20 protein-coding genes are annotated in these 24,113 nt (G+C 64.1%); 11 read left to right on the top strand and 9 right to left on the bottom strand.

Features of this window, described 5'->3' with window-relative positions; all coding sequences use genetic code 11:
- Positions 1-43 precede the first annotated feature (43 nt).
- The 5 genes from IVB23_RS16810 (at position 44) to IVB23_RS16790 (ending at position 4,290) form a co-directional block, all read left to right on the top strand.
- Positions 44-955: an amino acid ABC transporter substrate-binding protein gene (locus IVB23_RS16810; protein ID WP_061879048.1), complete on the top strand. Its 912-nt coding sequence runs from the start codon at positions 44-46 to the stop codon at positions 953-955.
- 117 nt (positions 956-1,072) lie between these two features.
- On the top strand, positions 1,073-1,804 hold the full coding sequence (locus IVB23_RS16805) for an amino acid ABC transporter permease (protein ID WP_197966077.1): 732 nt from the start codon (positions 1,073-1,075) through the stop codon (positions 1,802-1,804).
- 3 nt (positions 1,805-1,807) lie between these two features.
- Positions 1,808-2,500 (top strand): ABC transporter permease subunit, encoded by a 693-nt coding sequence (locus IVB23_RS16800; RefSeq protein ID WP_197966078.1) that lies wholly within the window; start codon positions 1,808-1,810, stop codon positions 2,498-2,500.
- Positions 2,501-2,512: 12 nt separating this feature from the next.
- On the top strand, positions 2,513-3,244 hold the full coding sequence (locus tag IVB23_RS16795) for an amino acid ABC transporter ATP-binding protein (protein ID WP_061879045.1): 732 nt from the start codon (positions 2,513-2,515) through the stop codon (positions 3,242-3,244).
- Positions 3,245-3,429: 185 nt separating this feature from the next.
- Complete coding sequence (locus IVB23_RS16790) at positions 3,430-4,290, top strand: D-amino-acid transaminase (protein ID WP_247804366.1); 861 nt, start codon at positions 3,430-3,432, stop codon at positions 4,288-4,290.
- A gap of 180 nt (positions 4,291-4,470) precedes the next feature.
- Here IVB23_RS16790 and IVB23_RS16785 read toward each other — a convergent pair whose 3' ends face one another.
- The 3 genes from IVB23_RS16785 to IVB23_RS16775 all read right to left on the bottom strand — a co-directional run bounded on the left by IVB23_RS16785 (position 4,471) and on the right by IVB23_RS16775 (position 7,822).
- Positions 4,471-4,932: a carboxymuconolactone decarboxylase family protein gene (locus IVB23_RS16785; RefSeq protein ID WP_247804364.1), complete on the bottom strand. Its 462-nt coding sequence runs from the start codon at positions 4,930-4,932 to the stop codon at positions 4,471-4,473.
- 28 nt (positions 4,933-4,960) lie between these two features.
- Positions 4,961-6,565: a DHA2 family efflux MFS transporter permease subunit gene (locus IVB23_RS16780; protein WP_247804362.1), complete on the bottom strand. Its 1,605-nt coding sequence runs from the start codon at positions 6,563-6,565 to the stop codon at positions 4,961-4,963.
- Between the two features lie 105 nt (positions 6,566-6,670).
- Positions 6,671-7,822, bottom strand: coding sequence for an HlyD family secretion protein (locus IVB23_RS16775; protein ID WP_247804352.1), 1,152 nt, complete (start codon positions 7,820-7,822; stop codon positions 6,671-6,673).
- 143 nt (positions 7,823-7,965) lie between these two features.
- Between IVB23_RS16775 and IVB23_RS16770 the strand changes: the two genes are divergently transcribed.
- The 4 genes from IVB23_RS16770 (at position 7,966) to IVB23_RS16755 (ending at position 10,268) form a co-directional block, all read left to right on the top strand.
- Complete coding sequence (locus tag IVB23_RS16770) at positions 7,966-8,877, top strand: LysR family transcriptional regulator (protein ID WP_061879040.1); 912 nt, start codon at positions 7,966-7,968, stop codon at positions 8,875-8,877.
- 79 nt (positions 8,878-8,956) lie between these two features.
- Entirely contained in the window at positions 8,957-9,211 is a 255-nt protein-coding gene (locus IVB23_RS16765; RefSeq protein WP_247804350.1) for a hypothetical protein, read from the top strand.
- Positions 9,212-9,240: 29 nt separating this feature from the next.
- Positions 9,241-9,804 carry a hypothetical protein gene (locus IVB23_RS16760; protein WP_247804348.1) on the top strand — a complete coding sequence of 188 codons (564 nt, stop codon included), beginning with the start codon at positions 9,241-9,243 and terminating at the stop codon, positions 9,802-9,804.
- Positions 9,774-10,268 carry a DUF3616 domain-containing protein gene (locus IVB23_RS16755; protein ID WP_247804346.1) on the top strand — a complete coding sequence of 165 codons (495 nt, stop codon included), beginning with the start codon at positions 9,774-9,776 and terminating at the stop codon, positions 10,266-10,268. The genes IVB23_RS16760 and IVB23_RS16755 overlap by 31 nt, the downstream gene beginning before the upstream one ends.
- 32 nt (positions 10,269-10,300) lie before the next feature.
- Here IVB23_RS16755 and iaaH read toward each other — a convergent pair whose 3' ends face one another.
- Together iaaH and IVB23_RS16745 are read right to left on the bottom strand one after the other, a co-directional pair.
- Positions 10,301-11,719, bottom strand: a complete 1,419-nt coding sequence (gene iaaH, locus IVB23_RS16750) for an indoleacetamide hydrolase (RefSeq protein ID WP_247804345.1) — start codon at positions 11,717-11,719, stop codon at positions 10,301-10,303.
- Positions 11,720-11,796: 77 nt separating this feature from the next.
- Positions 11,797-15,246, bottom strand: a complete 3,450-nt coding sequence (locus IVB23_RS16745; RefSeq protein ID WP_247804343.1) for an indolepyruvate ferredoxin oxidoreductase family protein — start codon at positions 15,244-15,246, stop codon at positions 11,797-11,799.
- A gap of 151 nt (positions 15,247-15,397) precedes the next feature.
- Between IVB23_RS16745 and IVB23_RS16740 the strand changes: the two genes are divergently transcribed.
- Positions 15,398-15,853 (top strand): Lrp/AsnC family transcriptional regulator, encoded by a 456-nt coding sequence (locus IVB23_RS16740; protein WP_247804341.1) that lies wholly within the window; start codon positions 15,398-15,400, stop codon positions 15,851-15,853.
- Between the two features lie 24 nt (positions 15,854-15,877).
- Here the strand turns inward: IVB23_RS16740 and IVB23_RS16735 are convergent, their stop codons facing one another.
- Positions 15,878-16,663 (bottom strand): fumarylacetoacetate hydrolase family protein, encoded by a 786-nt coding sequence (locus IVB23_RS16735; RefSeq protein WP_247804339.1) that lies wholly within the window; start codon positions 16,661-16,663, stop codon positions 15,878-15,880.
- Positions 16,664-16,675: 12 nt separating this feature from the next.
- Positions 16,676-18,043, bottom strand: a complete 1,368-nt coding sequence (locus tag IVB23_RS16730) for an LLM class flavin-dependent oxidoreductase (RefSeq protein ID WP_247804332.1) — start codon at positions 18,041-18,043, stop codon at positions 16,676-16,678.
- A 403-nt stretch (positions 18,044-18,446) separates the two neighbouring features.
- On the opposite strand from IVB23_RS16730, the gene IVB23_RS16725 reads away from it, so the two are divergent.
- Positions 18,447-22,562 (top strand): GAF domain-containing protein, encoded by a 4,116-nt coding sequence (locus tag IVB23_RS16725; protein WP_247804324.1) that lies wholly within the window; start codon positions 18,447-18,449, stop codon positions 22,560-22,562.
- On the opposite strand, the gene IVB23_RS16720 is transcribed toward IVB23_RS16725, so the two are convergent.
- Both IVB23_RS16720 and galE read right to left on the bottom strand, forming a co-directional pair.
- Positions 22,536-22,877 (bottom strand): hypothetical protein, encoded by a 342-nt coding sequence (locus IVB23_RS16720; protein ID WP_061879080.1) that lies wholly within the window; start codon positions 22,875-22,877, stop codon positions 22,536-22,538. The two genes, IVB23_RS16725 and IVB23_RS16720, sit on opposite strands and share 27 nt — an antisense overlap.
- A gap of 224 nt (positions 22,878-23,101) precedes the next feature.
- Positions 23,102-24,094 (bottom strand): UDP-glucose 4-epimerase GalE, encoded by a 993-nt coding sequence (gene galE / locus IVB23_RS16715; RefSeq protein WP_247804322.1) that lies wholly within the window; start codon positions 24,092-24,094, stop codon positions 23,102-23,104.
- Positions 24,095-24,113 lie beyond the last annotated feature (19 nt).

Genomic DNA, 24,113 nt, shown 5'->3' with positions numbered 1-24,113 from the left:
GTGCTTGCATCCGGCCGCATCATCCTGAAAGGGGAAGAAGAAAGTGAAACATTTCCGTAGCATCGGGCTCGCGCTCGCCGCGACCTTCGTCGTCAGCCAGGCCGGGGCCCAGGAGCTGACCGGCACGCTGAAGAACATCAAGGACACCGGCGCCATCACGCTCGGCTTCCGCGACTCCTCGATCCCATTCTCCTATCTCGACGACAACCAGAAGCCCGTCGGGTTCGCGATGGACATCTGCTACAAGATCGTCGACGCCGTGAAGAAGGAGCTCAAGCTCGACAAGCTCGAGGTCAAGCTCAACCCGGTGACGTCGGCGACGCGTATCCCGCTGATGGCCAACGGCACGATCGACCTCGAATGCGGCTCGACCACCAACAATGCCGAGCGCCAGAAGCAGGTCGCCTTCACCAACACCCACTACCTGACCGCCAGCCGCTACGTCTTCAAGAAGTCGAGCGGCCTGAAGTCGATCGACGATCTCAAGGGCAAGACCGTGGTCTCGACCGCCGGCACCACCAACATCAAGCAGCTCACTGAGGCCAACGTCGCGAAGGGCCTCGGCGCCAACATCATTCCGGCCAAGGACCACGCCGAAGCCTTCCTCATGGTCGAGACCGACCGCGCGGTCGCCTTCGTCATGGACGACATCCTGCTGGCGAGCCTCGTCGCCGGCTCGAAGAACCCCGACGACTACGTCATCTCCAAGGATGCGTTCTCCAAGCCCGAGCCCTACGGCATCATGCTGCGCAAGGACGACCCCGCCTTCAAGAAGGCGGTCGATGCGGCGACGGCGGCGCTCTATACGTCCGGCGAAGCCCAGAAGATCTACGACAAGTGGTTCACCCAGAAGATCCCGCCGAAGGGCCTGAACCTCAACACGCCGATCTCGGCCGAGCTGAAGAACGAGTTCGCCAAGCCGACGGATTCGCCGAACCCGGACGACTACAAGTAAGATAAAACCTCGATCTTTCGATCGGGATCATGTCCGGCCACTCTTGACACCAGGGTGGCCGGACATTTGCATAGGCGCTCAGGACATCCATGACTGGCGCGTTCGCGCGGGGGACACGTGAACTACAACTGGAACTGGGGAATCTTTTTCCAGCCGAACCCGATGGGGACCGGCACCTATCTCGACATGCTGCTGTCGGGCCTGGCGCTGACCCTCAAGACCGCGGCGCTGGCCTGGGTCATCGCGCTGATCACCGGCTCGATCGTCGGCGTGATGCGTACGCTGCCGTCGAAGGGGGCGAACTGGTTCGGCTTTGCCTATGTCGAATTCTTCCGCAACATGCCGCTGCTCGTGCAGCTCTTCCTGTGGTACTTCGTGCTGCCGGAGCTGCTGCCGAAAGCTGCCGGCACCTGGCTGAAGCAGCTCCCGAACGCGCCGTTCTGGACGGCCGCGATCGGCATCGGCTTCTTCATGTCGGCCCGCGTCGCCGTGCAATTGCAGGCCGGCATCGGTTCGCTGCCGCGCGGGCAGAAGATGGCCGCAACCGCGCTGGGCCTGACCACGGTACAGGCCTATCGCTACGTGCTGCTGCCGATGGCCTTCCGCATCATCTTGCCGCCGCTCACCTCTGAATTCCTCAACACCATCAAGAACACGGCGGTCGCAATCACCATCGGCCTGCTCGAGCTGACCGGACAGGCGCGCTCGATGCAGGAATTCTCGTTCCAGGTGTTCGAGGCCTTCACCGCCGCGACCATCCTCTACCTCCTCGTCAACGCCGTCGTCGTGACCGGAATGCGCTTTCTCGAGCGCTGGGTCGCGATCCCCGGCTACATCACGGGGAAATAAGCGATGTTCGGCAATCTCGATTTCGACGTCATCCGCCGCGCGCTGCCCTATCTGTTCTTGGAGGGCATGACCTTCACGCTGACGCTGACGGGGCTCGCGGCCCTTGGCGGCCTCGTCTTCGGCACGGCACTCGCGCTGATGCGGCTCTCCGGCTTCAAGATCCTCGGCCGCATCGCCGGAATCTATGTCGACTTCATGCGCTCGCTGCCGCTGGTGCTGGTCATCTTCTGGTTCTACTTCCTGGTGCCCTATATCGGGCAGTGGGTGACCGGCGCCTCGCGGCCGATCAGCGTCGGCGCCTTCGCCTCCTCGCTCATCACCTTCATCATGTTCGAGGCGGCCTATTTCTCCGAGATCATGCGCGCCGGCATCCAGTCGATCTCGCGCGGACAGCCGGCCGCGGCCAGCGCGCTGGGGCTGACCTATGCCCAGACCATGCGCTACGTCGTGCTGCCGCAGGCCTTCCGCAACATGCTGCCGGTTCTGATCACGCAGACCATCGTGCTGTTCCAGGACACCTCGCTGGTCTACGTTCTCTCGATCACGGACTTCCTGGGCGCGGCCAGCAAGGTGGCGCAGCGCGACGGGCGCCTGGTCGAAATGTACCTGTTCGCTGCGATCGTCTACTTCACCATTTCCTGTATCGCGTCCTACGGCGTCCGCCGCCTCCAGGCGCGCATCGCCATCATTCGCTAGGGCTAGAAGCTCATGATCGAAATCAGCCACGTCAACAAATGGTACAGCCCCAGCTTCCAGGTGCTGACCGACTGCACGACCAGCGTCACCAAGGGCGAGGTGGTCGTGGTCTGCGGCCCCTCGGGCTCGGGCAAGTCGACGCTGATCAAATGCGTCAATGCGCTGGAGCCGTTCCAGAGCGGCGATATCCTGGTCGACGGCATCAAGGTCAATGATCCCAAGACCAACCTCCCGAAGCTGCGTTCGCGGGTCGGCATGGTGTTCCAGCACTTCGAGCTGTTTCCTCACCTGAAGATCATCGACAATCTCTGCCTCGCGCAGGAGAAGGTGCTCGACCGGTCGCGCGACAAGGCGAAGGCGAAAGGCATGCAACTGCTGGAGCGCGTCGGCCTCAAGGAACAGGCGCAAAAGTATCCCGCGAACCTGTCCGGCGGCCAACAGCAGCGCGTTGCGATCGCCCGTGCGCTCGCCATGGATCCGATCGTCATGCTGTTCGACGAGCCGACTTCCGCGCTTGATCCGGAAATGGTCAGCGAGGTGCTCGACGTCATGGTGGATCTCGCTCATGAGGGCATGACCATGATGGTTGTCACCCATGAGATGGGTTTTGCCCGCAAGGTCGCCAACCGCGTCATCTTCATGGACCGCGGCGAGATCGTCGAGGACGCGGCGAAGGAAGACTTCTTCGGCAAGCCGCGCAGCGACCGGGCGCAGAAGTTCTTGTCGAAGATTCTCTCGCATTAATCACCGCCACCGTATTCCGGGGCGCGACGCAGTCGCGAGCCCGGAATCCATAACCACCACCGGGAGTATGGATCCCGGGCTCGCGCTACGCGCGCCCCGGGATGACGAAGAGAGTAGGGTTTATCGGGCCCCTCAAATCTCCTATACCGAGACGAAATTCCCCTTCCCTCCCCAGGAGACCTGCCTTGGACCCGATCGCCTATGTCAACGGCTCATTCGTCCCGCTTTCGGAAGCCAAGATCTCGGTGCTCGATCGCGGCTTCCTGTTCGCCGACGGCATTTATGAGGTCTCGGCCGTGCTGGATGGCAAGCTGGTTGACAATGCCTCGCATCTGGCCCGGCTGGAGCGGTCGGTCGGGGAGATCAAGCTGAAGCTGCCGGAGACGATCGAGCGCATCACCGAGCTCCAGAAGGAGCTGATCGCGCGCAACAAGCTCCAGAACGGGCTCGTCTACCTTCAGGTCACGCGCGGCGCCGACAAGGGGCGCGACTTCCCGTTCCCCAAGGAGGACGTCAAGTCAAGCCTGGTGATGTTCACGTCCGAGAAGGACATCATCAACGCCGCGGTGGCCAAGACCGGCATCAATGTCATCACGGTGCCCGACATCCGCTGGGAGCGCCGTGACATCAAGAGCGTGGCGCTGCTGGCGCAGGTGCTGGCGAAGCAGGCAGCGGCCGAAGCCGGCGCCGGCGAAGCCTGGATGCTGCAAGATGGCTACGTCACCGAGGGTGGCTCGTCGTCGGCGTTCATCCTGACCAGGGACGACGTCATCGTCACCCGCAAGAATTCCAACGCGATCCTGCCGGGCTGCACCCGCAAGGCCGTGATCGCGCTCGCCGAGGAGCGCCAGCTCCGCGTCGAGGAACGGTCCTTCACGGTCGCCGAGGCGCTCGCGGCGAAGGAGGCGTTCATCACCAGCGCATCCTCCTTCGTGCAGCCGGTGGTCGCCATCGACGGCAAGACTGTCGGCGACGGCAAGCCCGGCCCCGTGGCAATGCGCCTTCGCGAGATCTATGTGGAGTTCGCCAGGGCGACGGCGGTATAGCCCACGCTCTACGAAGAGCGAGGAGTGCGATACTGCAAAAGCGAACTCAGGTGTCATCGCCCGGCTTGACCGGGCGACCCAGCACGCCGGGGCATTCGTGGTTTCATTGACAGGCCGCGGCGTCCTGGATGCCCCGCTTTCGCGCGGCATGACAGCGGATCTGGTGAGCGAGCGCCGCCCTTACGCTACCGAAGCCTTCACTTTTACCGGATGCACCGCGCGGAACGCGATCGCAATCCTGTTCCAGGCATTGATGGCGCCGATCAGCATGGTCAGGTTCACCGTCTCCTCATCGGAGAACTGTGCGCGGACCTGCTCGTAAGTCTCGTCGGGCGCATGCGTCTGCGAGATCAGCGTCACCGATTCCGTCCACGCCAGCGCGGCACGCTCGCGCTCGGTATAGAGAGGGGATTCTCGCCACGCGTTTAGCAGGTAGATGCGCTGCTCGGTCTCGCCGCGCTTGCGCGCATCCTCGCTGTGCATGTTGATGCAGAAGGCGCAGCCGTTGATCTGCGACGCCCGGATCTTGACCAGCTCGATCAGCGATTTCTCGATGCCGGTCGACTGGATCTGCTCCTCCAGTGCCATCAGCGCCTTCATCGTCTCCGGCGCGGCCTGGAGGTAGTTCATGCGAGGCTTCATGATTGTCTCCTTGCTTCTTGGGTTGAGGTCAGTGGGCGCCACCGGCCGAGGTCTGGCCGGGCTTCTTCAGCAAGAGGACGGCGAGCAGCGCCACGATCAGCGCCATGCCGAGCAGATAGAAGGTGTCGCTGAAAGCCAGGATATAGGCCTGCTTCTGCACGATACGGCCGATCGCGACATAGGCGCGATGCGCGGCATCCGCATGGTCGAGGACGCCGTGATTGACGAAATACTGGGTGAGTTGCTCCAGTCGCGTGCGCGTCGCCTGCTCGAATATCGAGACCGACTGCATCAGCACGTTGGAATGATACTGCTCGCGCTTGGTCAGAACGGTCTGCAAGATCGCAATTCCGACCGCGCCGCCGAGGTTGCGCATCATGTTGAACAGGCCCGACGCCGAGCCTGCGTTCTCGGCTTCGATGCCGGCGGTTGCCACCGCCGACAGCGGCGCCATGACCAGTGCCTGCCCGATCGCGCGAACGATATTGGGCCACAGCAGCTGGTCGGCGGCGTAGTCGTTGGTCATGTAGATGTTCATGAAGTTGGACGCCGCAAACAGCACGAAGCCGATGCCGATGATGATCCGCGCGTCGAAGCGCTGCATCAGGCGCGGCACCAGCGGGATCAGCACCAGCTGCGGCAGTCCGGTCCAGGCGAGCACCATGCCGATCTGCTCGGCATTGTAGCCCTGGATGCGTGACAGATACTGCGGCAGGATGAATACCGAGCCGTAGAGTGCGATGCCGAGCAGGAAGTTCGCGAGCATGCCGAAGCCGAAATTGCGGCGTACCAGCAGGCGCAGGTTCAAGAGTGGCTTCGTCACCGTGAGCTCGATGATCAGGAAGGCGGTCAGCGCCACCGCCGCGATCACCGACAGCTTGACGATGAACGGTGAGCCGAACCAGTCGTCCTTGTTGCCCTCCTCGAGCACGGTCTGCAGCGCCGACAGGCCGATTGCCATGGTGACGATGCCGGCCCAGTCGCCCTCCGCTAGCTGCGACAGTTTCATCGGCTTGGCCTCGAGCGCGTACCAGAGCATGCCGACCATGATCGCGCCCGGGATGAGGTTGACGTAGAAGATGTACTGCCAGCCGAAATTCTCGGTCAGATAGCCGCCGATGGTCGGGCCGATCGCGGGCGCGAACGTCGCCGACAGCGCGAACAGCGCGAGGCCCACCGGCTGTTTGCCGCGCGGCAGCAGGGTGATGATCAACGTGAAGGCCAGCGGGATCAGCACGCCGCCGGTGAAACCCTGGATGGCGCGCAGCACGATCATCTGCGACAAATCCTGCGCCAGCGCGCAGGCCGCGGAGAGAGCCAGGAACAGAATCGCGTTGGTGAGCAGATAGATGCGGATCGAGAACACCTGCGCCAGCCAGCCGGACAGCGGGATCACCACGATCTCGGCGACGAGATAGGAGGTCGAGATCCAGCCGCCGTCGTCGATACCGGCGCCGATCGCGCCCTGGATGTCGGCGAGCGAGGCGTTGACGATCTGGATGTTCAGCACCGCCATGAAGGCGCCAAGCGTTGCGCCGATCACCGCGATCCAGGTTTTGGCCGGCACCGACGGAGCGGCGGGTGCGGGAATGCTGGGGGCGGATGTCGCGAGGGCGGGTTGAAGCGTGCTCATGGAAGCCTCGTCTCGGCTGCGGAGACAGGATGCGGATGATTTCGACAATCGAGGACGTTCTGGAACGATCTTCCGGCAGGGTTTGACAAACCTGCCGGGTCCGGGTCAGCCGCCGTGCGGCCTTAGCATGTTGTCGGCGAGACGCCTGGCCGTCTCGCGCTCGGCCAGCACGGTCGCCTTGGTGTCGATGGTCGGCACCGCGGACATGCCGGGGCGAAGCAGGCCGGTGAGGCTGTGGTCGTCGAGCACGATCTTCACCGGAACGCGCTGCACGATCTTGGTGAAGTTGCCCGTGGCGTTGTCGGGCGGCAGCAATGCGAATTCCAGCCCGCTCGCCGGCGAGAGGCTGTCGACATGGCCGTGCAGGACCCGATCGCGAAAACTGTCGACATACAGTTCGACCGGCTGGCCGGGCCGCACATGCGTGAGCTGGGTCTCCTTGAAGTTGGCAACGACATAGACCGCATCGAGCGGCACCACGGCCATCAATTGCGTGCCGGCCTGCACGTATTGGCCGACGCGCAAGCTGCGGGCGCCGACCGTGCCATCCACCGGCGCGGTGATCTCGGTATAGGACAGGTTCAGCGTTGCCTGCTGCGCGACCGCACGGGCACGTTCGAGCTGGGCTGCGGCCTGGGCACGCTGGCTGGTGAGCACGTCGATCTTGCGCTGCGCAGCCAGAAGGCCGAACTTCGCGTGCTGCAATTGCGCGCTGCTGGCGCGCAGCGCCGCGTCGGTCTGCTGCGCGCGCTGGATTGTGCCGGAGCCCGACTTCATGAGGTCGTCGTAGCGGGCGCGCTCCTCTTGTGCGAATTTCAGATTGGCGTCCGCAGCAGCGACGTCGGCCGTGCTTTGCTCGATGATCGGCTGCTGCAGCTCGAGCTGGGCATCGATGTTGCGCACCGAGGCTTCGGCAGCCGCGACGTCGGCGCGGGCCTGGTCGAGTGCTGCCTTGAAATCGCGGTCGTCGATCTTGGCCAGCAGCTGGCCTGCCTTGACCTTCTCGTTATCGCCGACCAGCACCTTGGCGATGTAGCCGGACACTTTCGGCGCGACGATCGTGGAATCCGCCTTCACATAGGCGTCGTCGGTGGATTCGAGGTACCGACCGGTCTTCAAATAGTCGTAGCCATAATCGCCGGCGACCGCGATGCCGAGGATCAGCGCCAGGCCGATGGCCGCCCGATTGATTGTCTGCCGAGACAGCCGCAGGCCGATTTTTGAAGTTGTTCCAGAGACATAAGAAGCATTCGACATGACATCCTCGAAATTCCCGGTCGCCCGTTCGAGGAGGGCGTCCGCATTGACGAGGGTAAGATGCGTTGTCCCGGCCTTTGTGATAATCCCGGAATTATTTGAAGCATTATCCAGTAGTAACGGATAATCGGAGCTTCTGAGCCATGGACCGCTTCACCAGCCTCACTGCCTTCGTCCACGTGGTCGAAAACGGTGGGTTTTCCGCCGCCGCCCGCCGCCTCAACATGTCGACGACCATGGTGAGCAACCACGTCCAGGCGCTGGAGGATCGGCTCGGCGTGCGGCTACTCAACCGCACCACGCGGAAGGTGAGCCTCACGGAAATCGGCAAGGCCTATTACGATCGCTCAACCCAGATTCTCGCAGATCTCGAACAGGCCGACGACATCGCCAGCGAATTGCAATCGGTGCCCCGCGGCACGCTGCGGATTCACGTCGCCACGCACATGGTGCCGCTTGTCGCGCCGATCGTGGCGAAGCTGCTGTCGACCTATCCGGAACTCAGGATCGATCTGCGCATGGGCGAGGCCGATGTCGATCTCATCGAGGAGGGCTACGACGTTGCCCTGCGCATGACGCCGCCGCCGGATTCGAGCCTGATCGTGCGGAGACTTGCCACCTGGCGTCACGTGCTGTGCTGTTCGCACGACTATATCGAGAAGCACGGCCGGGTGCAGAAGCTCGACGAGCTCACCGGGCACAATTGCGGCCGGCACTTGAACTATCCGTTTGGCGACGAATGGCGCTTCCTTGACCGCAAAGGCACTCCGGCCTCCGTTCGCATCTCGGGCAGCTTCGTCACCAACAGCGGGGAAGCGCTGCGGAAGGTCGCACTGGAGGGCGCCGCTGTCTGCCTGATGGCCGGGTTTCTCATTCAGGACGATCTCGATACCGGCCGCCTCGTGCGCCTCTTGCCGGAATACCGGACGGTCGAGCTGTCCATGAACGCGGTCTATCCGCATCGCCATCATCTGTCGGCGAAGGTCAGGACCTTCATCGACCTGCTCGCGCACCACAGCGCCGAGCAGCAGAAGCTGATCAATCCGTATTCATGACACCTTTCTCCGGCGGCGCCATGTCGCTCAGAAAGTAAGTTGACATCACCGAGTTATCTGGAACAATACAACCTAAGATATGAGTGTTCTATTTTGGACCGAAGTGGTTCGGCCCGATCCTGTTTTTTTCGATATGATGTTTCGTTCAAGCCGGCTTTCCGGCTTTTGCTTCTCAAGCCCTCACCTTTCCATGCTTGACGCATCGATTGGCGGCAAGCCGGTCAACGTTCGAGTGCATGAGAGCTTCGCAGGGGATTGGCGGCATCATATTGCGATGAAGCTGGACGGCCTGGCCATATCTGAACCGACAGCTGCTGAAGGGAGGCTTCGATGACCCTCGCCAGAACGGGATGGATTGCGGCTTTGCTGCTCGGCCTCATGGCGGCGGGCGGCGTGCAGCCTTCTCTTGCCGCGGCCGACGATGCATGGCCGGTCAAGAAAAGGCTGATCGGCGAGGATGGCGGCAAGTCCAAGGATGTCAGTGGCATCGCCTGCACGACCACAGATGGGTTTCCTCGGTCGTGCCTCGTCATTGACGACAATCTCCAGGATGTCCAATTCATCGAATTGACCGACGGCAAGCTTGTTGCCGGCAGCCCGGTCAAACTGATCGACAACATGTTCAAGGACAAAGCGCTGGAACTCGATGGCGAGGGCGTCGCGTTCTCCAAAGGGCACCATGGGTACTATTACGTCATCGGCTCGCACGGCCATCCCAGGGACAAGGACCACAAGCTCGATCCCAAGAAACATGCCGATAAGATTCGAGCGAAGATCGCCGCAAGCAGCCAGATCGTCCGGTTCCGTACGACGGGAGCAGATGGTAATGCGTCGGGGCTCGAGCGTACGGCGCAATTGCGAGAGGTCATCGCGCCGAACCTGCTCTTCGCGACTTCATGGATGTCCGGCTGGAGAAGAATGGCCTGACCATCGAGGGAGTGGCGATCAAGGATGATCGGACGCTGCTCGCAGGTTTCCGAGGCCCCGTGCTGAACGGCAAATGCGCCGTCGTTATGTCGGTGGAGATAGCTTCCCTGTTTGGCAATGGAAAGAGCTCGGACCACCGCCTGTACCGGCTGCCGCTCGGTGACGGTCGTGGCGTGCGCGATCTCGCATCCTTCGGGGATCGCATTCTCGTTCTGGCAGGTCCGGCAGCGGACGGACCGGGGTCCTACGCCGTTTACGCGTGGGACGGCGCATCAGAATCCGTCGAGCTGTTGAAGGACTTGCCGTTTGATCCGAAGCGCAAGCCGGAGGGGCTTCTGCCGCTGGACAAGACGTCAACCGGACTACGTGTCCTGATCTTGTTCGATGGCGACAAGGAGGGTGCGCCTACCCCGATCGAAATATCGGGATCGGGCCCGCGATCTTCATCCTGTCCCGCCGGCTAGGCGTTTGAAAGCCCGCGCGTCGCACTGTTCCTTTAGGAGGTCGGCGGCGGCAGCCGCTTGAACACACCGTCGAGCGCCATGCCGATCGCAAGCAGGCGGCGATCACTGCCGGCAGGGCCGTCGAGTTCAAGGCCGATCGGCAATCTGCTGCTGGCGCCGAGCGCGATCGGGATCTGGATTCCGGGAATACCGGCATTGCTGCCGGGATCGGTATTCTGGATGAAGAGTCCGAAGTTTTCGAGACTGCTGGAGTCGGGATTGGAGGCGATCGCGACGCGTGGCGTGGTCGGGAAAGCGATGGCGTCGAGCTTGTTGTTCGAAAATGTATCGCGGTAGAGCGCCTGAAGCGCGGGCCGCGCGGTCTTGATGGCGGCATCATAGACCGGCTTGGCATCGACCAGTGTGCCGTCGGGCCCTGGCAGCTTGCGCGGGATGACGAGGCCGTCATAGGTGCCCCTCACGTCGGGACTCGATATTTCGTTTGCCAGCGCTTCGATGGTGAGGCCCGTACTGGTGTGCTTCAGATATGAGACCATGTCGTCATAGGCTTCATACAGCGCGACGGGGAAGCCGACCTGGCCGTTGAGTGCAGCGAGCTGCGGCATCTCGACCTCGACGACCGTGACGCCGCGCGCCTTCATCTGCGCGATAGCGGCCTGGAAGGCAGCTTCGGTGTCGGGATCGAGATTGGCCAGCATCGCCTTGGCAATGCCGATGCGGACCGGCTTGAGATCCGCAGGCAGGATCGGATCGCCACCGGCGATCACGCGGTCGAGCAGCGCGACATCGGCCATGGTTGCGGCCATCGGACCCGCGGTATCGCGGGTGTGCGAGATCGGCGCGATGCCGTCTTGCGGATAGCGCCCGACCGTTGGCCGCAGCGAGGCGCACCCGTTCAGGGCGGCGGGCACGCGTACCGATCCGCCGGTGTCGGTGCCGAGCCCGCCCGCGACGATCCGTGCGCCGATCGCGGCGCCGGTCCCGGACGAGGAGCCGCCGGCGATCCGCGCGCGATCATAGGCATTGCGCACGCCGACCTCGGCGCCGGTCTTGAACGCCGTGTTGTAGCCGGAGATGCCGAAGGCCAGCTCATGCATGCTGGTCTTGCCGATGATGATCGCTCCCGCGGCGCGCAGCTTTGCCACAACGGGCGCATCGACCCCTGGAACGTAATCCTTCAGCGCTGGGGTGCCGGCGCTACAGGGCAGCCCGGCCACCTCGATATTGTCCTTGATCACCACGGGCACGCCGCCGAGCGGCTTGCTCCTGTCGCCCTTGGCGTCGAACGCCGCGGCCTCCAGGGCACCGGCCTCGTCCAGCGTGATGAAAGCGTTGAGATCGGCGTTGGCTTTGGCGCGGGCAAGAGCTTCCTGGGTGAGCGCGGTGCTCGTGACCTTTCCAGCGCTGAGGTTGTCCGCGGCCTCGGTCAGGGTCAGCTGGTCGAAATCCATGATGTGTCACCCGATCGCGGGAGCGCCATCAGGGCGTTCCCTCCAGGCTCAGAGGCTGAAGCTTCGCCGGCGCCGCGTCAACCGGTGGCGCGCATCTTCGCCGGCGATGGCATGTGGAGTTCAGCGAGCAGCCGCTCGACCTCGGTCCTCACCTTCGCGATCGCGGCGTCCTTGACCGGCCCATAACCGCGGATCTCCATTGGCGCCGTTGCGATCGCAACGAGATCCGGAAGGCGGGCCGTTTCGAGGTCGCCGAGCATCCGTTCGATCAAGCCCTCATACCAGGTGATCAGCTCGCGCTCGGCGTGGCGTTCCGCGGTGTAGCCGAAAGGATCGAAGGGCGTTCCGCGTAGCCCCTTCAAGCGCGCCAGCATGTTGAGAGGCATCTGGACCCACTGTCCGAAGGCCCGTTTGCGCGGACGTCCACGTGCGTCGCGCCGCGACGGCAGGAACGGCGGGGCGAGGTGATACTGGACGCTGAAGCCATCCTCGAATTCGCGCTTCAGCTCGTCGAGGAAGCCGCCCTGCATGTGCAGCCGCGCCACCTCGTACTCGTCCTTGTAGGCCATCAGCTTGAACAGGCTGCGCGCGACGGCCTCGGTCAGCACTTCGCTGTTCAGGCCCGCTTCGGCGCTGCGGACTCTTGTGACGATCGCCCGGTATCGCGCGGCATAGGCCGCGTTCTGATAGGCCGTGAGGAAATCGAAGCGCCGGGCGATGAGCTGGTCGAGGGTCTCGGCCTTGGGCGCATCGTCCGCGCTCGGCAGAAAATCCGGATCGGCCGCGGCGATCCGGCCCCAAGCAAAGGCCTGCTTGTTGCGTTCAACGGCGACGCCGTTGAGCTCGATCGCGCGCAATAGCGCTTGCAGCGAGACCGGCACCAGTCCGCGTTGCCAGGCAAAGCCGAGCATGATGATGTTGGCATAGACGGCATCGCCGAGCAGGCGCTCGGCCAGAGCATTGGCATCGATCGCGCCGAGATCGCTCTCGCCGATCACGTGGCCGATCGCGCGCAGGCGGGCTGGCGAGGCGAGATCGGCGTCGCGGAAGCGGACGACGTCGCCGGTCGGCATCTCCGCGGTGTTGAGCGCAGCGCGCGTGCCTTTCCGGTAGGTTCCGGACGCCTTTGGCGATGAGCTGACGACGAGATCGCATCCGATCAGCGCGTCGGCCGCGCCCTGGTCGATGCGGACCTGATGCAACGCATCCGGGTTGGCGGCGAGGCGGATGTAGCTCAGCACGGGACCGAATTTCTGCGCGAAGCCGGTGAAGTCCAGGACCGAGACGCCGCGGCGTTCGAGATGCGCAGCCATGCCGATCAGCGCGCCAACCGTGATCACGCCGGTGCCGCCGACGCCGGTCACCAGCAGATCGTAGGGTCGCTCGAGCGTTGCGGGCGTGGGCAGGGGTAGCGTGGCCGCGCGGCCGACCGCGTCGATCTGGCTCGCGCTTTTCTTCCGGCGCGTCGCGCCTTCGACGGTCACGAAACTCGGGCAGAAGCCGTTGAGGCAGGAGAAATCCTTGTTGCAGGCCGACAGGTTGATCTGCCGCTTGCGGCCGAGCGGCGTCTCCTTCGGCTCGACGCTGAGACAGTTGGATTCGACCGAGCAGTCGCCGCAGCCTTCGCAGACGAGGTCGTTGATGTAGGCGAAGCGTTTGGGATCGGCCATCTGCCCGCGCTTGCGGCGGCGTCGCTTCTCGGTGGCGCAGGTCTGCTGATAGATCAGGACCGACACGCCGGAGACGTCGCGCAGCTCGCGCTGCACGGCATCCATCTCCTCGCGGGGGTGGATGGTGACGCCGGTCGGCAGGTCGCCAGGCGAGAACTGTGCGGGATCATCCGACACCAACGCGATACGCGCCACGCCCTCGGCGCGGACGCTGTGGGCGATGGCATGCACGCTGACCGGGCCGTCGACCGGCTGGCCGCCAGTCATCGCCACGGCATCGTTGAACAGGATCTTGTAGGTGATGTTGGCCCTGGCTGCGATCGCCTGCCGGATCGCCATCGAGCCGGAGTGATAGTAGGTGCCTTCACCGAGATTCTGGAACACGTGCTTGTTGCCGGTAAATCTTGACGATGCCGCCCAGTTCACGCCCTCGCCGCCCATCTGGATCAGCGAGGAGGTCTCGCGGTCCATCCAGCTCGCCATGAAATGGCAGCCGATACCGGCGAGGGCCTTGGATCCCTCCGGCACTTTCGTCGAGGTGTTGTGCGGGCATCCCGAGCAGAAATACGGCGTTCGCGTTGCTCCGCTGACGTTGATGGTGCGCGCCGCTTCCGGCATCAAGGCGGCTGCACGCGCGGCGAGATTGAGGCCCGGAAACATCGGGTCGAGCCGGCGCGCGAGCACAGAAGCGAGCGCCCGCGGCGACAATTCGCCGATCCAGGAGATCAGCCTTGTCCCTCGCTCGTCGTGCTTGCCGACCATGCGCTCGGGCTTGTCGCCGGGATAGTCGTAAAAATACTCCTTGAACTGGCTCTCGATGATGCCGCGCTTCTCCTCGACCACGAGGATCTCGCGCTTGCCCTTCACGAAGTCCATCGCATCATGCAGCGCCAGCGGCCAGACCATGCCGACCTTGTAGACGTCGATGCCGATGCTGCGGCAGGCCGCTTCGTCGAGGCCCATCAGCCGCAGTGCTTCCATCAGATCGAGATGTGCCTTGCCAGTGGTGACGATGCCGTAGGTGGCGTTCGGAATGTCGTAGATGTGCCTGTCGATCGGGTTGGCCTTGGCGAAGGCGTAGACCGCGTGCTTCTTCGCTTCCAGCCGTTCTTCGATCTGCGGGCCCGGCAGGTCGGGCCAACGATAGTGCAGGCCGCCGGGCGGCGGCGTGAAGTCGGGCGTGCGGAAGTCGCGGGGCGGGCGCAGCGCGACGGAGGCGCCTGATTCCACGATCTCCGAAATCGCCTTGAAGCCGACCCACATGCCGGAGAAGCGGCTCAGCGCGTAGCCATATTCGCCGAACGCGAGATATTCGCCGACATCGGCCGGATGCAGCGTCGGCATGAACCAGCTCATGAAGGCGACGTCCGACTGGTGCGGCATCGAGGATGACACGCAGCCATGGTCGTCGCCGGCGACCACCAGAACGCCGCCATGCGGCGAGGAGCCATAGGCGTTGCCGTGCTTGAGCGCATCGCCGGATCGATCGACGCCGGGGCCCTTGCCGTACCAGAGGCCGAACACGCCATCGACTTCGCGGTCGGCTTGCGTTTCGACCTGCTGCGAGCCCAGCACCGCCGTCGCCGCGAGGTCTTCGTTGACGGCCGGAAGAAATTCGATGCGGTCCCGTTTGAGCCGTTCCTGGATGCGCCACAGTTCGAGGTCAACGCCGCCGAGCGGAGAGCCGCGATAGCCGGAGATGAAGCCGGCGGTATTGAGCCCGGCCGTGCGGTCCCGACGCGCCTGATCGAGTGCGATGCGGACGATCGCCTGCGTGCCTGTGAGGAAGACGCGGCCCTCCCGGCGCTCGTAGCGGTCGGAGAGCTCGTAACTGTCGAGTGACGGAATGGCGTCCATGCGGACCTCGTGCGGCATCCTGCCGGATGGTGGAAGGTTATGCCCGGGTCGCTGGTAGGTCTTACCTATTTATCCTGCATAGACCGACAATCCGGTAGAATTTTGCATCAGGTGCCCGCTTCTGGTAGAAACTGTCGTTTTGAGGGTCTGCATGATCGAAGAGCAGGACATCAGGATTCTCGCCCATCTCCAGAGGGATGGCCGTGCCACCAACCAGCAGCTGGCCGATGAGGTCGGCATGTCCACTTCGGCCTGCTGGCGCCGGGTCCGGGCCCTGGAGGACAGCGGCGTCATTCGCGGCTATGCGGCCTTGGTCGCGCGAGAGCAGGCGGGCTTTGCGATGTCGGCCATCCTCCACGTCTCGCTGGAGCGGCATGACGCGAAGTTCGTCGACGAGTTCGTGGCCAGGGTCACGACGCGCCGCGAGGTGCTGGAGTGCTTTGCGACCACGGGCGACGCCGACTATCATCTGCGCGTCGTCGTGCAGGACATGGCCGCCTACAACCGCTTCCTCGACGAGTTCATGTTCCGCATCCCCGGCATCCGCTACGTCCGCAGCAATGTCGTGCTGAAGGAGATCAAGACGGGTGTGGCGTTGCCGTTTTGAGTTGCGGGCAGTGCCGCGGTTAGCTTACCGCTCCTCCCGCACAAACCTGTTGCGCAACGTCCCGACGCCGGTGATCTCGACCTCCACGACGTCGCCGTGCTTGAGATCCGGCGAGGCGCCGTCGGTGCCCATCCAGATCACGTCGCCGGGCCATAGCGTGAAATACCTGGTCAGCTCGACCAGGAAGGGCACCACGCCGAAGATCATGTCGGCGGTCGCGAAGCGGTTGGTCTCCTTGCCGTTGACGCGGACGATCGTTTCCATCTTTTCGAGATCGGCTTCGGTCTCGATCCACGGCCCCATCGGCTTGAACGTGTCGGCGTTCTTGGAGCGCCACAGGCTGCGGTCCTCCTTCTGCCAGCTGCGCTCGCTCACGTCGTTGCCGATGGTGTAGCCGAACACGCAATCCATCGCGTTCTGCTCGGTGAGATGCTTCACCTTCCTGCCGATGACGACGACGAGTTCGCCCTCGTAGTGGATCTTGTCCGTCGCGAAGGAGGGGATCACGACCTCCTCGTCGTGGGCGATCAGTGCATTCTGCGCGCGATAGCCGATCTCGGGCCTGTCGGGGACGGCCGGCACTTCGCCGCGCTTGTCGGCGGCTTCCTTGAGGTGCTTCAGATAGTTCAAGCCGACGCAATAAAAGGTGCGCGGGATCAGCGGCAGTTCGATCTTGACCTCGGATAACGGCAGCATCCGCGAGGTGCGCTGCCATCCGGCGAAGGGATCGCCATCGACCGCGATCACCCGGTCGCCTTCAACGATCCCCCAGGACGTCTTGCCCGAGGCGGTGAATTTCAGCCAGCGCATGTCTTCTCCTCGTTATTCCGCAGCCTCGCGCGGCTGCACTTTCCAGGCGCCGGCAGCCGGCCGCTCGAGCCCGAGATTTTCCCGTAGCGTCCTGCCGCGATAGTCCGTCTGGAACAGGCCGCGACGCTGCAACTCTGGTACGATATGCTTGACGAAATCGGCGTAGGAGCCGGGCACGTAGGTTGCGGCGATGACGAAGCCATCGCAGCCGCGCTCGACGAACATCTCCTCCAGCTTGTCCGCGATCTCCTTGGGACCGCCGACCATCGCGTCCTGCACTTGCCCGCGGCCGGAGAAGGTGACGAAGTCGCGCGCGCTCGGGTTGCTCTTGCCTGACGCCTTCAGCACGCCGTCGCGGATGCCCAGGATGCCTTGCATGCTCTTCAGTTCCTCCGTCGTCAGCGGCTCGTCGAGATCCTTGGAGGCCAAATCGTAGTTGAGTGCTTCGGCGAGCAGCGACAGCGCGTCGATCTGGAGCGGCAGCTTGTCGATCAGCGCCATCTTGTCTTCGGCCTCAGCCTTGGTTGCGGCGCAGACCGGCGTGGTCAGATTGCACAGGAACATCTGGTCAGGGTCGCGGCCGGCCGTCGCCGCTTCGTTGCGCACGGCGGCGTAGCCGTCCTTGGCGGCGGCGAGATTGCGCGCGGCGGTGAAGATCACCTCGCCCCAGCGCCCAGCGAAGCGCTGGCCGCGGCCTGAAGCGCCGGCCTGGATGATCACGGGATGGCCTTGTTGCGAACGCGGAACGGTGAACGGCCCGCGCGACCTGAAGGCCGGTCCCTTGTGGTCGAGCCGCTTCACCCTGGTCGGATCGGCGAAGCGACCGCTTCGCTTGTCCATGATCAGCGCGCCGTCTTCCCAGGTGTCCCAATGGCCGAGCACGACCTCCATGAACTCGTCGGCACGGTCGTAACGGGAATCATGCTCAGGATGGGAGTCGCGGCCCATGTTGAGCGCCTCGCCGTCATTGAGCGAGGTGACGACGTTCCAGCCGGCGCGCCCGCCCGACATCAGGTCGAGCGTTGCGAAGCGGCGCGCGACGTCGAAGGGCTCATAGTAGGTGGTCGAGCAGGTCGCGCCAAGGCCGAGCTTCTCGGTGACCATGCCCATCGTGGTCAGCACGATCAGCGGATCCATCTTCACGCAGCGGATGCCGTATTCGACGGTGTGGGCGTGATCGTTGCCGTAGCGGTCCGGCATCGCCAGGCGGTCGTCGAAGAAGGCCATGTGGAACTTGCCGGCTTCCAGTATCCTGGCGATCTCCTGATAATAGTCCGCCGACATCGAATCGTTGCGCGAGTCAGGATGCCGCCAGGAACTCGGCAGGTTCGTGCAGTTCTGCGCCTGGAGGAAGCCGACCAATACCATCTGCCGATTCATGCTGCTGTTCTCCTGATGCCGTCAGGCCAGATCGAGCACGGTGTCGAGCCTGTACTCACGCGGGGCGGCGCTGATGCGCGTGAGGCGATCGGCCCTGACGATCGGCATGGCGTTCCCCTCGGCTTTGTGCCCGTGACAGGCTGCTTGTTGGGTGTCATCGTCTCAAAGCGCAGGAGCGATATCAATCTCCCGTAAACCATCGCAGGGCTGCAAATTCGTAGAGAGAACGCGCCTTTGACCGATGATTCGTCCCACGCGGCGGTGTTTCGCGCAGTTTTGCGTTGCTCGTTCGCTGCTCGTTCACTCTGATCGATGGTTTGCAGTGCGCAATAACGACCACTTAGGCGATCGCCGCTGATAAAGTCACCGGGAGAATAGGCAGAAATGCCCGGGAGCTGAGATCGTGCCGACGACACTCGCGCGCACCTTTGCGGCGTTGAGCGCCATCAATGAAGCGATCCTTTACGCGAGATCGCCGGACGAGCTGTACCAGAAGGTCTGCGACGCCGGATTTTCGAGCGGGGATTTTCTGGCCGTTGCCGTGTTCCTGGTGGAGTCGGACGGCCGGCGGCTGCGCTATGCGGCCGGCTGTGGCGATGACATTCCGCGGCTCCGTTCGATTGTGATCACGACGGAAGCCGGCACGCCTGAAGGATCCGGCGTCGGCGGCGAGGCGTTTCGCGATCAGAAACTGTGCATCAGCAACGACTATCTGAACGATCCGCGCTCGTTGGCGTGGCGCGAGGGCGCCGCCAAGGCTCGCATCGGTGCGGCCGCGGCGCTGCCGCTGCTCTGCAACGGTAAAAGCGTCGGCGTATTGTACGTGACGCGCAGCGAAGCCAATTCGCTGAGCGAGCAGATGGTGTCGCTGTTCGAGCGCATGTCGGCGAACATTTCCTATGCGTTGGACAATTTCGCGCGCGAGACCGCGCGGCAGGCAAGTGAGCGGGCGACACGGCGGCTCAACCGCATGTTCGGTGCCATCAGCGCCACCAACGAAGCCATCCTGCGCGCCAAGTCCGAGCAGGAGCTGTACCAGCTCGTGTGCGATGCCTCGGTCCACAGCGGCAAGTCGCTGGCGACCATCGTCCTGCTTCGCGAACCGGATTCGCACTGGATGAAGCCTGTCGCCGCTACCGGGCAGAACCTCGAATTGGTCACCCAGGCGCGCTATTCGATCGATCCGGAGAATCCCTATGGCAAGGGCATCTCCGGCGAGGTGTTCCGGACGCAGAAAGCCATCGTCGAGGACGATCTCGCGAGCCGCACCAGGGGCTCGCCGTGGGAGCAGGCCAACGTCAACACCGGTGTTGCCGCCTGCGTCGTCGCGCCGCTGATCAGATACGGCGAGAGCGTCGGCGTGCTGCTGTTCTTCATCAGCCGCTCCTGGGCCAAGGACGAGGAGATCGTCGCGCTGCTGCTGCGCATGGCGGAGAACGTCTCGTTTGCAATCGAGAATTTCGGCCGCGAGGCCGAAAAAGCCAGGATCGCCGTGGAAGAAGAGTGCCTGGCGCGAATGTATGCGGCGCTCAGCGCCACCAACGAGGCAATCCTGCGTGCGCGGTCGCGGTCCGAGCTGTTCGACCTCGTTTGCGAGGCGACCGCGAAGGGAGCCAAGTTCACCTCGGCCACCATCGCGCTGGTCGATCGTCGGGCGGAGCTGCTCCGCGTCGTCGCCTGCTACGGACCGAATGCGGATCAGGTTCGCAACTTCACGTTCTCCACCTCCGTCCGGGTGCCCGAGGGGCGCGGGCTGACGGGCACGGCGTTCCGCACCTGCCAGCCCGCTGTCAGCAACGACGTGCTCGCTGATGATCGCATCGCGCCTTGGCAGGCCAGCGCCCGCCGCAACGGCATCGCATCCTCCGCGGCGTTGCCGCTGCTCAACGGCGACCGGGTGGAGGGCGTCTTTCTGTTCAACTCTCCGGAGCGTGGCACCTTCACGCCGGAGCTCGTCGAGCTGCTGCGCAGGCTTCAGGCCAATGTCGCCTTCGCCCTCGAAAGTTTCGACCGCGCCGACGAGAAGGCGCGAGCGGACAAGCAGCGCAATCGTCTGAGCGGCATGTTCGAGGCGCTGAGCGCAACCAACGAAGCCATCATGCGCGCCAAGACGCGCGAGGAGCTGTTCGAGGCGGCCTGCCAGGCGGCTGTGCTCGGCGATCTCTTTGCCTCGGCGACGATCGGCATCATCGATGAGGAGCGCGAGCTCGTTCAAGTCGTTGCGGTCAAGGGGCGCCTGAAGGAGCGCATGGCCGGACGGACCTGTAACATTTCCACCGGCCATCCCGAGGCTCAGGGCATCATCGGCACCTCACTCCGAACCCGCCGGCCCAGTGTCATGAACGACTATCTGAACGAGCCGCGGTCGGCATACTGGCGCACAAAGGCCATCGAGGATGGAACGCGTGCTGCGGCGAGCTTCCCGCTTCTGAGGGCGGGCGACAAGGCAGTCGGCATTTTGCTCTTCCTCGCCCTGGAAGAGGATACGTTCACCCCCGATCTGGTCGAGCTGCTCGAGCGCCTGGCGGAGAACGTCTCCTTTGCACTCGACAATTTCGATCGCGCCGAGGAGAAGGTCCGCACCGAAGCGCAGAAAGAGCGTCTGACGCGCATGTTCGCGGCCCTGAGTGCGACCAACGAGGCGATCATGCGCGCGAAGTCGCGCGCCGAGCTGTTCGACCTCGTCTGCCTTGCGGCATCGAACGGCGCCAAGTTCACCTCGACCACGATTGCGCTGGCCAGGGCCGGCACAGACCAGCTCGAGATCGTCGCCACCGCCGGTCCGTCCGCCGACACCACGCGCAACGTCCGTCTCTCCATCGATCCCGAGCGGCCGGAAGGGCGCGGGATGAGCGGCACGGCGTTCCGGACGCGCCAGCCCTGCATCAGCAACGACTATCTCAACGACGACCGGGTCCGTGTCTTCCATGCCATCGTCCGTGGGGACGGAGCGCGATCGGGCGCCGCGTTTCCGCTCATCGCGCACGACCAGGCCGTCGGCGTCATGATCTACATGTCGACCGAACCGGCCACCTTCACGCCCGAATTCGTCGAGCTGTTGCAGCGCCTCGCCGACAACGTCTCCTTCGCGATGGAGAATTTCGATCGCGCCGACGAGAAGAAGCGGGCAGACGAGCGGATCGAGTATCTGGCCTCGCATGACAGCCTGACAGACCTGCCGAACCGCGAGACATTCAACGAACTGCTGCACGCGGCGATCGACGCCGCGCAGCGTCGCGATCACCGTTTTGCGGTGCTGTTCATCGATCTCGACCGCTTCAAGGTCATCAACGATTCGCTGGGTCACGAGGCCGGCGACCTGCTCCTGCTCGAAGTCGCGAACCGGTTGCGCGGCGCGCTGCGGGCCAGCGACGTGGTGGCGCGGCTCGGCGGCGACGAGTTCGTGGTGATCCTCGATCGGTGCGGCGAGATCGACGACGTCCAGCGCATTGCGACGGGGTTGCTCGCGGCCCTCGCCGAGCCGATGGAGGTAGCCGGCCACGAGTGCCACACGACGGCCTCCATCGGCATCGCGATGTATCCGGCCAACGGCTCCGACGCGCAGACGCTGACCAAGAACGCCGACATGGCGATGTACCTCGCCAAGGAAGACGGCAAGAACGGCTATCGCTTCTTCTCCAACGAAGTGAAGACGCAGTCGATCGAACGGCTGTCGCTCGAGAGCGCACTACGCCGCGCGCTGGAGCGCGAGCAGTTCTCGCTGAACTACCAGCCCAAGGTGGACATGGGGACCGGCCAGATCACGGGGGTCGAAGCGCTGCTGCGCTGGGCTCATCCCGATCTCGGCAATGTCTCGCCGGCGCAATTCATTCCGCTTGCGGAGGAAACCGGGCTGATCGTGCCGATCGGCCGCTGGGTGCTGAATGAGGCCTGCGCGCAAGCCATGGCCTGGCAACGACGCGGCCTGTTGCCGCTGTCGATGGCGGTCAACCTGTCGCCACGCCAGTTTGTCGACGAGCATCTGTTGCAGGACGTCGACGAAGCGCTGGCCGCCAGCGGCATGTCGCCTGTGCTGCTCCAGCTGGAGGTCACCGAGAGCATGATGATGCACAATGTCGGTCGTGCGCTCAAAGTCCTCGACTCCATCCAGAGCCGCGGTATCCGCCTCGCCATCGACGATTTCGGCACCGGCTATTCGTCGATGTCGCTGATGAAGCACTTCCCGATCGACACCATCAAGATCGACCGCTCCTTCGTGCGCGACCTGCCGCAGGATTCGGAGGACCAGGCGATCGCACAGGCGATCATCAGCATGGGCAAGGCACTCGGCATGACCGTCGTCGCCGAAGGCGTCGAGAATGCCGAGCAGGAGGCGTTCCTGCGGACCCATGGCTGCGACGAGATGCAGGGCTTCCTCATCTCCAAGCCGCTGCCGGCGCGGCAGATCGCGGAGTTGCTGCGGCCGATGGTGCTGCCCGTCGCGCCGCCGCTCCAGCCGGAGCGGGATCCGGTCGCCGAGGAGGCCGCGGCGTTACGGTTGAAAGGCGCTGTCGTCTGACGGCAGCGGGTGCAGCTCACGGGACTCGTCGGCCTCGCGTTCCGCCTTGCGCGGAAAATCGTCCGGCCATGGCAGTGAGGTCTGATCCTCGAACAGGGCGAGAAGCAGGCACGCTCCGTCGGCAAAGGTCGATCCGTCGCCGAGGCCGAGCGTGCGCGACCACGCACCCGGCATCGGCTGGTGCGCGTCGCGCACCGCGATCGCGGGTCCCCACCACCAGGCCGGCGCCGGCGACCGTTCGTCCTCGGGCACGGCGAGCCAGCGGGCGAATTCGTTCACCACGCGCTCGAATTGCAGGCTTGCGGCCTGATGCATTCGCTCCGTGCTCCTTGTCGCGCCTGAAAGCAGGCCGATGCGCGCACGCGGTCGTGGTCTTGAAGCTTTGAAGAACGGCGCGTCGCGCAGCCACGTATGCCGCTCCATCGGCGGCCATACCACGAGCGCCCGGCGGCCGGAAAAGCGGCCGGTGCGGGCTTTCATAGTCTCTTCATTCCCTTTAGCGGCTTAAGGTGCCCGCCGGCAAGCTGCAATACGGTCGCCTAGCGCGATCTGAACGGATGCGCCTTCTGGTGCCAGGCCCAGGCCGTGCGGATCACCGTAGGCAGATCGGAGTGGCGCGGCACGAAGTTCAGCACGTTTCTCGCGGCAGAAGGATCCGCGACGAGATAAGTGGGATCGCCGGCCCGGCGCGGCTTGACGCTGTGTGGCACCTCGCGCCCGGCCTCCTGCCTGATCGCGTCGAGGATCTCGCGTACGGAGAAGCCGGAACCGGTGCCGAGGTTGAAGCTGCCGCCGGCATGTCCTTGATCCAGAAGCTTCAGTGCCGCGACGTGCGCGGCCGCAAGGTCCGTGACGTGGATGTAGTCGCGGATCGCGGTGCCGTCGGGTGTGTCGTAGTCGTCGCCGAACACCGCGAAGTCGACATGTCCCTGAAGCGCCATCATGGCGCGTGGAATGAGATGGGTTTCGTTGTCGCGCAGCTCGCCGATCCCGCCGGCCGGATCGGCGCCGCTGGCATTGAAATAGCGCAGGCAGAAGGCACCAAAGCCGTAGGCGGTGCGGTAGTCGGCGAGCATGCGCTCGATCATCAGCTTCGATGCGCCGTATGGATTGATCGGCGCGCAGGGGAAGTCTTCCGGGAGCGCCTTGGAATCGGCGTTGCCGTAGACGGCGCCGGTCGAGGAGAACACGATGCGATGGCAGCCCGCGTTGCGCATGGCCTGCAACAGCGACAACGTGCCCTGGACGTTGTTGATGTAGTATTTCTGCGGGTCGGTCATGGACTCCCCGACGAGGCTCGCCGCCGCAAAATGCATCACCGCCGTGACCTTGTGGTCGGCGAAAGCGCGCGCCAGCAACGCGCCATCGAGCAGATCGCCCGTCACCAGCGGGCCGGAGACGAAGCTGCGATGACCTGTCGAGAGATTGTCATAAACGACGGGCTGATAGCCGGCGGCGGTCAATGCGCGGCACGCATGCGAGCCAATATAGCCCGCACCCCCGGTGACGAGGACGGTCGGTCGGTCGGTCATGTCGTCTTCTGCTCTTCTT

Source organism: Bradyrhizobium sp. 191, assembly GCF_023100985.1.
GTDB classification, from domain to species: domain Bacteria; phylum Pseudomonadota; class Alphaproteobacteria; order Rhizobiales; family Xanthobacteraceae; genus Bradyrhizobium; species Bradyrhizobium diversitatis.
This window is presented reverse-complemented; position numbering and strand designations above follow the sequence as displayed.